Annotated in this window: 12 protein-coding genes; 10 read left to right on the forward strand and 2 right to left on the reverse strand. The window is 73.1% G+C overall.

Annotated elements, in window-relative coordinates:
- A complete protein-coding gene (locus IO24_RS0132515) occupies positions 1 to 1203 on the reverse strand; it encodes an amino acid deaminase/aldolase (RefSeq protein WP_031142019.1) in 1203 nt (400 codons plus the stop codon).
- Positions 1204 to 1470: 267 nt separating this feature from the next.
- On the opposite strand from IO24_RS0132515, the gene IO24_RS47440 reads away from it, so the two are divergent.
- Genes IO24_RS47440 through IO24_RS0132530 form a run of 3 tightly spaced genes read left to right on the forward strand, consistent with a single transcriptional unit; the run spans position 1471 to position 5144 of the window.
- Entirely contained in the window at positions 1471 to 3168 is a 1698-nt protein-coding gene (locus IO24_RS47440; RefSeq protein WP_338055601.1) for a hypothetical protein, read from the forward strand.
- Positions 3169 to 3173: 5 nt separating this feature from the next.
- Positions 3174 to 4373: a type VII secretion-associated serine protease mycosin gene (mycP, locus tag IO24_RS0132525; RefSeq protein ID WP_031142022.1), complete on the forward strand. Its 1200-nt coding sequence runs from the start codon at positions 3174 to 3176 to the stop codon at positions 4371 to 4373.
- A 42-nt stretch (positions 4374 to 4415) separates the two neighbouring features.
- Positions 4416 to 5144 (forward strand): SseB family protein, encoded by a 729-nt coding sequence (locus IO24_RS0132530; protein ID WP_031142024.1) that lies wholly within the window; start codon positions 4416 to 4418, stop codon positions 5142 to 5144.
- 4 nt (positions 5145 to 5148) lie between these two features.
- Here the strand turns inward: IO24_RS0132530 and IO24_RS0132535 are convergent, their stop codons facing one another.
- Positions 5149 to 5505 carry a DUF1844 domain-containing protein gene (locus IO24_RS0132535; RefSeq protein WP_031142026.1) on the reverse strand — a complete coding sequence of 119 codons (357 nt, stop codon included), beginning with the start codon at positions 5503 to 5505 and terminating at the stop codon, positions 5149 to 5151.
- A gap of 396 nt (positions 5506 to 5901) precedes the next feature.
- Between IO24_RS0132535 and infC the strand changes: the two genes are divergently transcribed.
- The 7 genes from infC to pheT all read left to right on the forward strand — a co-directional run bounded on the left by infC (position 5902) and on the right by pheT (position 13257).
- Complete coding sequence (infC, locus tag IO24_RS0132540; protein ID WP_078899443.1) at positions 5902 to 6552, forward strand: translation initiation factor IF-3; 651 nt, start codon at positions 5902 to 5904, stop codon at positions 6550 to 6552.
- 107 nt (positions 6553 to 6659) lie between these two features.
- Positions 6660 to 6854 (forward strand): 50S ribosomal protein L35, encoded by a 195-nt coding sequence (rpmI, locus tag IO24_RS0132545; RefSeq protein ID WP_003977225.1) that lies wholly within the window; start codon positions 6660 to 6662, stop codon positions 6852 to 6854.
- 98 nt (positions 6855 to 6952) lie between these two features.
- Positions 6953 to 7336, forward strand: a complete 384-nt coding sequence (gene rplT, locus IO24_RS0132550) for a 50S ribosomal protein L20 (RefSeq protein WP_003989074.1) — start codon at positions 6953 to 6955, stop codon at positions 7334 to 7336.
- An 86-nt stretch (positions 7337 to 7422) separates the two neighbouring features.
- Positions 7423 to 8283: a TrmH family RNA methyltransferase gene (locus IO24_RS0132555; protein WP_031142032.1), complete on the forward strand. Its 861-nt coding sequence runs from the start codon at positions 7423 to 7425 to the stop codon at positions 8281 to 8283.
- Positions 8284 to 8336: 53 nt separating this feature from the next.
- Positions 8337 to 9488: a sensor histidine kinase gene (locus IO24_RS0132560; RefSeq protein WP_031142034.1), complete on the forward strand. Its 1152-nt coding sequence runs from the start codon at positions 8337 to 8339 to the stop codon at positions 9486 to 9488.
- Between the two features lie 128 nt (positions 9489 to 9616).
- Positions 9617 to 10744 carry a phenylalanine--tRNA ligase subunit alpha gene (pheS, locus tag IO24_RS0132565; RefSeq protein ID WP_031142036.1) on the forward strand — a complete coding sequence of 376 codons (1128 nt, stop codon included), beginning with the start codon at positions 9617 to 9619 and terminating at the stop codon, positions 10742 to 10744.
- On the forward strand, positions 10744 to 13257 hold the full coding sequence (gene pheT / locus IO24_RS0132570) for a phenylalanine--tRNA ligase subunit beta (protein ID WP_031142039.1): 2514 nt from the start codon (positions 10744 to 10746) through the stop codon (positions 13255 to 13257). The genes pheS and pheT overlap by 1 nt, the downstream gene beginning before the upstream one ends.
- Positions 13258 to 13442: the final 185 nt, after the last annotated feature.

The raw sequence follows: 13442 nt of genomic DNA on the forward strand, positions 1-13442 counted from the left end.
CTACAGGAACGTGTGACCCTCGCCGCGATAGGTGGGCACGGTCGCCGTCACCGTGTCGCCCTCGACCAGGTGCAGCCGGTCGAACCGCTCGCACAGCTCACCGGCCTTGGCGTGCCGGAACCACACCTTGTCGCCGATCAGCAGATCGTCGGCGGGCGAGCCCAGCAGCGGCGTCTGCACCTCACCGGCCCCCTCCTGCGGGTCGTAGCGCAGCCCCTCGGGCAGATACGGCACCGGCGACCGGTCGGCCCCGGCCGCACCGGACGCCGGATACCCACCGCCGAGGACCGTCACGACCCCGACCCCCGGCCGGCGCACGACAGGCTGGGCGAAGAGGGCCGACGGACGGCCGCTGAACGCCGTGTAGTTGTCGAACAGCCGCGGCACGTACAACCCCGACCCGGCGGCGATCTCGGTCACCGCGTCCTCGGCCGCCGTGTGCTGCACCGAGCCGGTGCCGCCGCCGTTGACGAACTCCAGCCCCGGCACGACGGCCCGCACCGCGCGCACCACCTCCGCACGCCGCTCGGCGAGTTCACGCTTGGCGGCCGCCTGCATCAGCCGGATGGCACGGGACCGCAGCGGCCGCCCGGCCACCGCGTCCCCGACACCGGCGACATGCCCCTCGTACGCCATGATGCCCACGACCTCGAAACCGGGCCGCCGGGCCACGGCCCGCGCCACGTCGGCGACCTGGGCGGGGGAGTGCAGCGGCGAGCGCCGGGCCCCCACCCGCACCCGCCCGCCGAACAGCTTCAGGGACGTGTCCAACTCCAGGCACACCCGCACCACTTCACGCCCGCCGCCCCGGGAGGCGTCGATCAGATCCAGCTGGGCGACGTCGTCCACCATGACGGTCACGGCCGCGGCGAGCTTGGGATCACCGGCCAGTTCGGCGTACGCGGCACGGTCGGCGGACGGGTAGGCGAGCAGCACGTCCTCGAACCCCGACCGGGCCAGCCACAGCGACTCGGCGAGGGTGAACGACATGATCCCGGCGAAGCCGTCCCGGGCCAGGACGCGTTCCAGCAGCGCCCGGCAGCGCACGGACTTGCTGGCGACCCGGACGGGCTTGCCCCCGGCGCGGCGGACCAGATCGGCGGCGTTGGCGTCGAAAGCCTCCAGGTCCACGATCGCGAGTGGGGCGTCGAGATGGGCGGTGGCCCGGTCGTAACGGGCCCGGTCGGCGGCGCGCGCAGTCATGAACGCAGCCTGCCAGACCGGATTACCGCAGGGTAGGGGGACGTTCCGGGCAGATGCCCCGGCCTTGTGGACTGGTTCCCGTTCGCCCAGGAACAAGCCGTAGAGTGACGCGCACGTACGGCGGACGACGCCGGCCGGAGATCCGTGCCGGATGACGCTCCGTCCGTACGGGTATGTGTGCCCGGGACGATTCCGTACCGGGCCTCGGGCAGGATGCCACCGGCCCGCGCGAGACGAGCGGCCCGGGCATGAGGAAACGGGGGGTGCATGAGCACGGAAGCGCAGCGCGCCTCCTTCCCCCCACGCCCCGCCACGCCACCCCGCCCGTCACACCCCCCGGCCGCACCGGAAGCCCCGGCGACGGACGAGCGGGACACCCCGGGCACAGCATCCGGCCCTGCTACGGGACCGCAGGCCACCACGGCCGGGCCGGCCGGCGTGAAGTCCTCCGACAGGCCCGACGGCCGCCCCCGCTTCCCCACCCTCGGGGCCACGAACCTCGGCGCCGCCGCACCCCGGCGCGCCGAGCCCGCCTCACCGCCCCCGCCCCGCGCCTCCACCCGCTTCCCGGACACGCCGCCCGGCGTCGGCCGCGAGACCCGCGGTGACACCCGCTCCGGCTCGGACACGCCGCCCGGCGTCGGCCGCGAGACACGCACCGACTCGAACAGGCCGTCCACCTCCCCGGCACCTGACGCCCCGCTGCGGCCGCGTCACCTCCCCACGCCGGGCTCCTCCGGCCGGGCAGGGCGTTCGGACACTTCGGACGGGACCTCACCGGAGGCGCCCGGCCGTCCCTTCCGCCTCTCCGCACCGGGTCGTTCGGACGCCTCGGCCGGAGCACCCCCGCAGCCGGCCGGCCGGCCGTTCCGCTTCCCCGTGCCGCGCCGTAGCGGCGCCCCCGGCGAGAACTCGTCCGAGACGACCGCGCGCCTGCGCCCGGTCCCCGCGGACCCGGCACCGGACGAGCCCCCCGCACCCTTCGGCCGCCCTGCCGCGCCGGGAGCGACGGCAGGCCGCCCCGTGCCCGTGCGCCCCGCCACTCCGCCGCGCCCCGCACAGGCACCGCAGGCGTCCTTCGCCCCGCCACCGCGGAACCCCGCCCCCGTCTCTCCCGACCCCGCCCTCTCCTGGAGCGCCACGCGCCCCCTGGTGTCGTTCGGTGAGCCCGAGGGCTACGAGGGTGACGCCCGGCCCCGGCCGCTCGGCCGGCGCGGGAGGTCGCAGGCCGCCGCTGCCGCCGTCTGCCTCGTGCTCGGGCTGGGACTCATCTCGGGTGCGGTCACCGGCAGCTGGCTCGTCGGCGGCTCCGGGGAGGACGGCACACTCAGCACCTTCGCCGCCGCCGGAAGCCTCTGGCACAGCGTCCCCGTCGACCAGCTCTTCCCGCCCACCGTGCAGGGCCGGGGCGCCGGCCCCGGCGGAGCCGACCGCACCTGGACCCGCATAGCCGTCGCACCCGACAGCGGCTGCAAGGACGCCTTCGACCCGCTGCTGCGCAAGGCCCTCGCCCCCGTCGGCTGCGAACGCCTCCTGCGCGCCACCTACACCGACGCCACCGAGAGCTACGTGACCACCGTCGGCCTGCTCTTCAGTACGGCCGACGCCCCCGGCATGACCGCCCTCGCGAACCGTTTCCGCAAGGAACGCCTGGACCGCCGCAGCGACCTGATGCCCCTGCCGTACGCCGCCGAGGGCACGCCCGCCGCCGGGTTCGGCGCCCGGCAGCGCGCCTCCTGGACCGTCTCCGTGCTCACCGAGGCCCCCGTCGTCGTCTACGCCGTCTCCGGCTGGGCCGACGGCCGCAGCGTCGACGACCCGCAGCCCGCCGGGGACGCCATGGAGGCCGACGCCACCACCCCCGCCGCACAGGCCGGCCTCGGCAACGAGGCGAAGGGCCTCGCCGACCGCGTCGAACGCGACTTCCGCAGAAACGTCCGTTCGGCCTCGGAGCAGCCCTCGTGACCGCCGTGCCCACCCCGGCCGGGAAACGCCCGCGCAGGCCGTCCCGGAAGGCCGCCGCCCTCGGCGTCCTGCTCACCGCCGGTCTCGTCCTCCTCCCCGCCGCCACCGCGCACGCCGACGGCATCCGCGCCCAGCAGTGGGCCCTGCAGGCCATGCACACCGAGCAGGCCTGGCAGACCACGAAGGGCCGGGGCGTCACCGTCGCCGTCCTGGACACCGGCGTCGAGGAGGACCACCCCGACCTGGCCGGCAACGTCCTGCCCGGCAAGGACCTGATCCGCTTCGGGGCCGAACCCGGCGACCGCGCCTGGGCCCGGCACGGCACCGCCATGGCCGGCATCATCGCCGGCCACGGACACGGCCCCGGCGGCGACGACGGCATCCTCGGTATCGCCCCGGAGGCGAAGATCCTCCCCGTCCGCGTGATCCTGGAGGACGGCGACCCCTCCCGCGCCAAGGCCCGCAGCACCCGCGGCAACGCTCTCGCCGAGGGCATCCGCTGGGCCGCAGACCACGGCGCCGACGTCATCAACCTCTCCCTCGGCGACGACTCCGCCTCCGCGCACCCCGAACCCGCCGAGGACCAGGCCATCCAGTACGCCCTGAAGAAGGGTGTCGTCGTCGTCGCCTCCGCCGGCAACGGCGGCGAGAAGGGCGACCACATCTCCTATCCGGCCGCCTACCCGGGCGTCATCGCCGTCACGGCCGTCGACCGCGCCGGCACCCGTGCCTCCTTCTCCACCCGCCGCTGGTACGCCACGGTCAGCGCCCCCGGCGTCGACGTCGTCATCGCCGACCCCGACCACAAGTACTACGAGGGCTGGGGCACCAGCGCCGCCGCCGCCTTCGTCTCCGGCGCCGCCGCCCTGGTCAAGGCCGCCCACCCCGCCCTCGCCCCGGCCCAGATCAAGTCGCTTCTCGAGGACACCGCCCGCAACGCCCCCGCCGGGGGCCGCGACGACTCCCGCGGCTTCGGCTTCATCGACCCGGCCGCCGCCATCGAGGCCGCCGGCCGGCTCCGGCCCGAGGACCTCCAGTCGGCGTCCTACGGCGCCACATACTTCGGCAGCGGACCGGACGCCGACGACTCCGGCGACGACCCCGCCGACTGGGCCGCCCCCCTCGCGGGCGGCACCGGCGGCGTCCTGCTGGTCGCGGCGGTCGTCCTGTGGCGCGGCCGCCGTACGAGCCGCGAGGACTTCTGAGCCCCTGCCGGGAGCGCGCCGTCCGGCCGATAGGGTCGACGCGTGGCGAACAAGAACATCCCGGACTCCGGCTTCTCCGACGACGACGGCTCCGCCGACCCCCGGCTGAGCGCGGCACTCGCCGCCTGGTCCGCCGACCGCGGCGCCGTCGGCCCGGTCCTCGCCGCCCTCAAGGGTGCCCGGCTGCTCGTCCCCGTCGTGGCCGTGCTCGGCGAGGTCGAGGAGGACGAGCGGGGACTGCGCCGCGAGAAGACCAGCGACATGGCCGTACCGACCCTGAAGGCCGGCGACCGCACCGCCCTGCCCGCCTTCACCTCCACGGACTCCCTCGCCCGCTGGGACCCGGAGGCCCGCCCCGTCGCCGTGCCGCTGCACCAGGCCCTGCAGGCCGCCGCGCACGAGAAGGCGGACACGATCGTGCTCGACATGGCCGGGCCGGTGCCCTTCGAGCTGACCGGCCCCGCCCTGCTCGCCCTCGCCGAGGGCCGCACGACCACCGACCCGCTCACCGACCCGGCCGTCGTCGGGGCCGTGCGAGGAGCCGTGGCCGCCGAGCCCGCCGTCCTGCGCGCCCATCTCGGCCCGGGCCGGGCCGACGGCACCCTCGCCCTGGTGCTGGACCCGTCCGCGGAACCGGCCTCGGCGGCGAGGGCCGTCGCCGAGCGGCTCGCCGCCGACGAAACACTGAGGGCCCGCCTGGTGCGCGGCCTCGACCTGGCACTGCTGCCGGCCGAGGCGACGCCACCGGGCGAGCCCCTCTTCGTCCGCTGACCGTCTAGCCGTAGACCGGGCCCGTGTACTTCTCGCCCGGGCCCTGGCCCGGCTCGTCCGGGACGAGCGAGGCCTCGCGGAAGGCCAGCTGCAGCGACTTCAGGCCGTCGCGCAGGGGAGCCGCGTGGAAGGAGCTGATCTCGGTCGCGGTCGCGTCCAGCAGACCGGCCAGGGCGTGGACCAGCTTGCGGGCCTCGTCCAGGTCCTTGTGCTCCTCGCCCTCCTCGGTCAGACCGAGCTTCACGGCGGCGGCGCTCATCAGGTTGACGGCGACCGTCACGATCACCTCGACCGCCGGGACCTCGGCGATGTCGCGGGCCATGGCGTCGAAGTCGGGGGACTCAGGAGGGGTCTCACTCATGCCCCACACGATAGGCGCAGGGAGCGTGTGCTCCCCACGTGACCCCGGCACGCCCCAATTGGTCGTTGCCGGCCATTGCTGGTAACCTCATGTAACGACCGGTCGGACACGTATGTCTCACAGCCTGCGAGCCCGGCCCACAAGTGGAGGCTTTCGAACTCCCACCCGATCACCCTCAGGGCGGCGGGTCACCGGTCAGGCGGTCCCGTCCCAGCGGCGGAGATCCGTCCGAAAGCGCGCCCCGCGGCTTCCCGCGGCGGTGCTCCGGTAGTTCGAGGAGCCCCGCCTGGGATCGTCCGGGGCATTTTTGTTGCTTCGACGCGGTTAGGTCTATCGAACACAGACGTTAACGCGGCTGTCCGCCAGACTGTCGCGTGGTGCTACCGAGGAGGATCCATCAGCGCCGAGCCCCGCATCAACGACCGGATTCGCGTTCCCGAGGTGCGACTTGTCGGTCCCAGTGGCGAGCAGGTGGGCATCGTCCCCCTGGCCAAGGCACTGGAGCTTGCGCAGGAGTACGACCTGGACCTGGTCGAGGTGGCGGCGACCGCCCGTCCGCCTGTGTGCAAGCTCATGGACTACGGGAAGTTCAAGTACGAGTCGGCCATGAAGGCCCGTGAGGCGCGCAAGAACCAGGCGCACACGGTCATCAAGGAGATGAAGCTCCGGCCGAAGATCGACCCGCACGACTATGACACCAAGAAGGGTCACGTCGTTCGGTTCCTCAAGCAGGGCGACAAGGTCAAGATCACGATCATGTTCCGTGGTCGCGAGCAGTCCCGGCCCGAACTGGGCTACCGACTGCTGCAGCGGCTCGCGGAGGACGTGGCCGACCTCGGGTTCGTGGAGTCGAACCCGAAGCAGGACGGCCGAAACATGATCATGGTTCTCGGTCCGCACAAGAAGAAGACCGAGGCGATGGCCGAGGCTCGCCAGGCGCAGGAAGCCCGCAAGGCGGAAGCGAAGGCCAACCCCGGCAAGTCGCAGAACGCCGCGGAGTCCGAGGAGCCGGCTGAAGAGCCCGCCGAGGAGCCCGCAGAGGCGTGACCCCCGGGACGCCAGTCCCAGGAAGCAACCACTACGAGACGACGCTCCACCGTGCCCGGTTTCGCGACCGGGCACCGGAGCGCCACCGACGAGGAGAGTACGGCGCTATGCCGAAGAACAAGTCGCACAGCGGTGCCAGCAAGCGCTTCAAGATCACCGGCTCCGGCAAGGTGCTCCGTGAGCGTGCCGGCAAGCGCCACCTGCTCGAGCACAAGTCGTCCCGCGTGACGCGTCGCCTCACGGGCAACGCCGAGATGGCCCCGGGCGACGCCGCGAAGATCAAGAAGCTTCTCGGCAAGTGACGTCCCGGCGCGTGAGCGCCGTACGGACGCCGGACCGGGACCCAATCGATTTCGGGTCGTGTGAGCACCCCCACGACCCCGCTACAAGGAGTTAACAAGTGGCACGCGTCAAGCGGGCAGTCAACGCCCACAAGAAGCGCCGGGCGATCCTCGAGCAGGCTTCCGGCTACCGCGGTCAGCGCTCGCGCCTGTACCGCAAGGCCAAGGAGCAGGTCACCCACTCGCTGGTCTACAACTACAACGACCGCAAGAAGCGCAAGGGTGACTTCCGTCAGCTGTGGATCCAGCGCATCAACGCCGCTGCCCGCGCCAACGGCATGACCTACAACCGCTTCATCCAGGGTCTGAAGGCCGCGAACGTCGAGGTCGACCGCAAGATCCTGGCCGAGCTGGCCGTCAACGACGCCGGTGCGTTCGCCGCGCTCGTCGAGGTCGCCCAGAAGGCGCTGCCGAGCGACGTGAACGCGCCGAAGGCTGCGTGACACCGGCTCGAGCCGATGCGACTGAAGGACCCGCAGGCCGGACGGTCTGCGGGTCCTGCTGTGTAGCTACCGAGAAAGCGAACAGGATGCCTTCCGCCACCCCCGAGCTCGTCTCCCCCCGCTCCCCCCGCGTCCTGGCCGCGCGGCGGCTGGCCAAGCGGAACTTCCGGGGGAAGGAGCGGCTGTTCCTGGCGGAGGGGCCGCAGGCCGTGCGGGAGGCGGCCGGGCACCGGGCCGGAGGCGCGGCCACGCTCGTGGAACTGTTCACGACGCTGGAGGCCGCCGAGCGCTACGCCGACATCATCGGGGCGGCCCGGGACGCCGGAGTCCGGGTGCACCTCGCCGCCGAGCAGGTCATCGCCGACATCTCCACCACCGTCACCCCCCAAGGCCTCGTCGGCGTCTGCCGGTTCCTGGACACGCCCTTCGAGGAGGTACTCGCGGCCCGCCCCCGGCTCGTGGCCCTCCTCGCCAACGTCCGGGACCCCGGCAACGCGGGAACCGTGCTGCGCTGCGCCGACGCCGCCGGCGCCGAGGCCGTCGTCCTGACCGACGCCTCCGTCGACGTGTACAACCCCAAGGCCGTCCGCGCCTCCGTCGGCTCCCTGTTCCACCTGCCGGTCGCCGTCGGCGTCCCCGTGGAGCAGGCCGTCGACGCGCTGCGGGACGCCGGTGTCCGGGTCCTCGCGGCCGACGGGGCGGGCGACCGCGACCTCGACGACGAGCTCGACGAGGGCACCATGGGCGGGCCGACCGCCTGGGTCTTCGGCAACGAGGCGTGGGGCCTGCCGGAGGAGACCCGCGCCCTGACGGACGCCGTCGTACGCGTTCCGATCCACGGGAAGGCCGAGAGCCTGAACCTCGCCACCGCCGCCGCCGTATGTCTCTATGCGTCGGCGCGTGCACAGCGCGCCTCCGGAGGGTGCCGCTCCGTCACCGGGAACTAGTAGGGTGACCAGCTCAGGACCCCTCTGCGGAGCCTTGGAGGTGGGGTACGGGGATGAGTGTCGGCACGAGCAGCGCACCGGGAGCCCAGGACGCCGGGAGCCCGCCCGCCGCGTCCCGGCCACCCGGTGACACCGCCGGCCTCGGCATCGACCCCGACCAGTTGCCCGACGGGCTCGTCGTCGCCGACGAGCAGGGCCGCGTCATCTGCTTCAACGCGGCCGCCGAGCGCATCACCGCCGTCCGCGCCCGGGACGCCCTCGGACAGCCGCTGGAGAAGGCCCTGCCGTTAGAGGACCTGGAGGGCAGGCGCTGGTGGCAGCTGACCGACCCGTACGGCGGTCTCGCCATCCGCGTCGGACAGCCCGAGCGCAACCTCCTCCTCCCCGGCGGCCGCGAGGTCCTGGTCTCCGCGCGCTACGTCCGCACCCGGCCCACCGGACCGGTCCGGCGCCTGGTCGTCACCCTGCGCGACACCGAGGCCCGCCGCCGCACCGAGCGCAGCCACGCCGAGCTGATCGCCACCGTCGCCCACGAACTGCGCTCCCCGCTCACCTCGGTCAAGGGCTTCACCGCCACCCTGCTCGCCAAGTGGGAACGCTTCACCGACGACCAGAAGCGGCTGATGCTGGAGACCGTCGACGCCGACGCCGACCGGGTCACCCGGCTCATCGCCGAGCTGCTCGACATCTCCCGGATCGACTCCGGCCGGCTGGAGGTGCGCCGCCAGCCCGTCGACATCGGCGCCGCCGTCGGACGGCACATCCAGGCCTACGTCGCCGCCGGGCAGCCCGCCGACCGGTTCCTGCTGCGCGTCCAGCAGCCTCTGCCCGACCTGTGGGCCGACCCCGACAAGATCGACCAGGTGCTCAGCAACCTCCTGGAAAATGCCGTGCGGCACGGCGAGGGAACTGTCACGATCGACGTCACGGCCACGGCGTCCCTCCGCGAGGGCGAGTACGCCGAGAACGCAGCCACGTCGGTCACCGTGAGCGACGAGGGGCCCGGCATCCCGGAGGAGTCCATGAACCGCGTCTTCACCCGCTTCTGGCGGGGCAGCAAGCGCGGCGGCACCGGCCTCGGGCTCTACATCGTCAAGGGCATCGTCGAGGCCCACGGCGGCACCATCACGGTCGGCCGCGCGCCCGGCGCCGGCGCCGAGTTCCGATTTACGTTGCCCGTGAGCGCTCCGGCCTATCTCGCCTGAGCCCCGCGGGCGCATTCGCGTATCTCCACCCCGTTAGACTCGGCCAATGGCACCTTTGTGTCCCTTCAGGCAGCCGTCCGAGTCGGTGACGGGGACCTTCAGCCAGCCAATCGGAAGCACGGGAAGAGATGTCGGCACCGAATAAGTCGTACGACCCTGTCGAGGTCGAGACGTTGAAACCGGAAGAGATCGAGCGCATGCGGGACGAGGCGCTCGCCGCCTTCGCCGCCGCGGACTCCCTCGACGCGCTCCACGAGGCCAAGGTCGCCCAGACCGGCCCCGCCTCGCCGCTGGCCCTCGCCAACCGCGAGATCGGCGCCCTGCCCCCGCACGCCAAGGCCGAGGCCGGCAAGCGCGTCGGCCAGGCCCGCGGCGCCGTGAACAAGGCCCTCGCCGCCCGCCAGGTGGAACTCGAGGCCGAGCGGGACGCGCGGGTGCTCGTCGAGGAGTCCGTGGACGTAACGCTGCCGTACGACCGCGTACCGTCCGGCGCCCGGCACCCGCTCACCACCATGATGGAGCGGGTCGCGGACGTCTTCGTGGCCATGGGCTACGAGGTCGCCGAAGGACCGGAGGCCGAGGCGGAGTGGTTCAACTTCGACGCCCTCAACTTCCTGCCCGACCACCCGGCCCGACAGATGCAGGACACCTTCTTCGTGCAGGGCCCCGAGGGCACCGAGGAGTCCGGGTCCGGCGTCGTCCTGCGCACCCACACCTCCCCGGTGCAGGCCCGCGCCCTGCTCGACCGTGAGCTGCCGGTCTACATCGTCTGCCCCGGCCGCGTGTTCCGCACCGACGAGCTGGACGCCACGCACACGCCCGTCTTCCACCAGATCGAGCTGCTCGCGATCGACGAGGGCCTGACCATGGCGGACCTCAAGGGCACCCTGGACCACATGGTCCAGTCCCTGTTCGGCGAGGACATGAAGACCCGGCTGCGGCCGAACTACTTCCCGTTCACCGAGCCGAGCGCCGAGATGGACATGCTCTGCTACGTCTGCAAGGGCGAGTCCATCGGCAACCCCGACCGGCCCTGCCGCACCTGCTCCTCCGAGGGCTGGATCGAGCTCGGCGGCTGCGGCATGGTCAACCCGCGGGTGCTCACCGCCTGCGGCGTCGACCCCGAGAAGTACAGCGGGTTCGCCTTCGGGTTCGGCATCGAGCGGATGCTGATGTTCCGCCACAACGTCGAAGACATGCGAGACATGGTCGAGGGTGACGTCCGGTTCACCCGGCCGTTCGGGATGGAGATCTGATGCGGGTCCCGCTTTCTTGGCTGCGGGAGTACGTCGACCTGCCGGAGACGGAGACCGGTCGGGACGTCCAGGCCAAGCTCATTTCGGCCGGTCTGGAGGTCGAGACCGTCGAGCAGCTCGGCGCCGACCTCAAGGGTCCGCTGGTCGTCGGCCAGGTGGCGACGATCGAGGAGCTGACGGAGTTCAAGAAGCCGATCCGCTTCTGCACCGTCGACGTCGGCCAGGCCAACGGCACGGGCGAGCCGCAGGAGATCGTCTGCGGCGCCCGCAACTTCGCCGTCGGCGACAAGGTCGTCGTGGCCCTGCCCGGCTCTGTCCTGCCCGGTGACTTCCAGATCGCCGAGCGCAAGACCTACGGCAAGATGTCGCGCGGCATGATCTGCTCCAGCGACGAGCTGAACATGGGCGACGACGGCACCAAGGGCATCATCGTCCTGCCGCCGGAGACCGAGGTCGGCAAGGACGCCGTCGAGCTGCTGGAACTGGTCGACGAGGTCCTCGACATCGCGGTCACGCCCGACCGCGGCTACTGCCTGTCCATCCGCGGCGTCGCCCGCGAGACCGCCATCGCCTACAACCTGCCGCTGCGCGACCCGGCGCTGATCGACGTGCCCGGCCCGAACGCCTACGGCTACCCGGTGCGGATCTCCGACCCCACCGGCTGCGACCGCTTCACGGCCCGCACGGTGACCGGCCTGAGCGCCGAGGCCCGCTCCCCGATCTGGCTCCAGCGCCGGCTCCAGAAGGTCGGCATGCGCCCGATCTCGCTCGCCGTCGACGTCACCAACTACGTGATGATGGAGCTCGGCCAGCCGCTGCACGCCTACGACCGCGGCCTGGTCCAGGGCACCATCGGCGTGCGCCGGGCCGAGGCGGGCGAGAAGCTCACCACCCTCGACGGTGTCGAGCGCACGCTGGACGCCGAGGACCTGGTGATCACCGACGACCGCGGTCCCATCGGGCTCGCCGGTGTCATGGGCGGCGCCAACACGGAGATCGCCGACCACGACGCCGTGGAGAACGCCACGGCGGACGTCGTCATCGAGGCCGCGCACTTCGACGCGGTGTCGATCGCGCGCACCGCACGACGGCACAAGCTGTCCTCCGAGGCGTCCCGGCGCTTCGAGCGCGGTGTCGACCCGCAGGCCGCCGCTGCCGCCGCGCAGCGCACCGTCGACCTGCTGGTGCTGCTCGCGGGCGGCACCGCGGAGGCCGGCGTCACCGAGGTCCTCGCCCCCTCCGCGCCGCGCACCATCGCCATCCCGGCCGACCACCCGGACAAGGTCGCGGGCGTGGCCTACGGCCGCGAGACCGTCGTGCGCCGCCTCCAGGAGGTCGGCTGCGACGTGTACGGGCAGGACGAGCTGATCGTCACCGTGCCCTCCTGGCGGCCCGACCTCACCGACCCGAACGACCTGGCCGAAGAGGTCATCCGGCTGGAGGGCTACGAGAACCTGCCCTCCACGCTGCCCAAGCCCCCGGCGGGCCTCGGCCTGACGAACCGGCAGCGGCTGCACCGCCGCGTGGGCCGTGCCCTGGCCGGTGCCGGATACGTCGAGGCGCTGAACTACCCGTTCATCGGTGAGCAGGTCTTCGACCAGCTCGGCCTCGACGCGGACGACCCGGCGCGGCGCGTCGTGAAGCTCAGCAACCCGCTGAGTGACGAGGAGCCCGCGCTGCGCACGTCGCTGCTGCCGGGTCTGCTCGCCGCCCTGCGGCGCAACGACGGCCGCGGCTCGCACGACCTCGCGCTGTTCGAGTCCGGTCTGGTCTTCCGCCCGCGTGAGGAGCAGCGGATCGCGGCCGTGCTGCCGGTCGACCGCCGCCCGACCGACGAGGAGCTCGCCGAGCTGAACGCGGCGCTGCCCGAGCAGCCGCGTCAGGTGGCCGTCGTCCTCGCCGGTGCGCGTGAGCAGGCCGGCTGGTGGGGCAAGGGCCGTCCGGCCGACTGGGCCGACGCGGTCGAGGCCGCGCGGGCCGTCGCGCGGGAGGCCGGCGCCGAGCTGGTCATCCGCAAGGGCCAGTACGGGCCGTGGCACCCGGGGCGGTGCGCCGAGCTGGCGGTCACCGTGGACGGTGCCGAGCGGGTCGTGGGGCACGCGGGCGAGCTGCATCCGCGGGTCGTGAAGGCCCTCGGGCTGCCCGCGCGCACCTGCGCGATGGAGATCGACCTGGACGCGGTGGAGGCCGCCGGTGACGCCACGGCGGCGGCGCCGCGCATCTCCACGTTTCCCGTGGCCACGCAGGATGTCGCCCTGGTCGTCGACGCCGTGGTTCCGGCGGCGGAGGTCGAGGAGGCCCTGCGCGACGGTGCCGGGGAACTGCTGGAGTCCATCCGGTTGTTCGATGTGTACGAGAACGTCGAGCAGCTCGGTGAGGGGCGGAAGTCGCTGGCGTACGCGCTGCGGTTCCGCGCGACCGACCGGACGCTGACCGTGGACGAGGCGTCCGCGGCCCGGGACGCAGCGGTGGCCCTCGCGGGCGAGCGTGTGGGCGCCGAGCTGCGGAGCTGAGTGCCCGAGGGGCGGGGAACTGCGATGTGCCGGCGGCCGCGGGTTCGTCGTGGTCGTTCGCGCAGTTCCCCGCGCCCCTGACGGTCCAGCCGGCGGAGCCGTCCGCCCCGCCACGGAGTGTCGGGCAGGCGGCTGGGCGGACGGCGGTAGCGGGCCGCCGCACTGTACGAGGGGGAGCCGGCGGC

It is taken from the genome of Streptomyces flavovariabilis (genome assembly GCF_000725785.1).
In the GTDB taxonomy this organism is placed as follows: domain Bacteria; phylum Actinomycetota; class Actinomycetes; order Streptomycetales; family Streptomycetaceae; genus Streptomyces; species Streptomyces hawaiiensis.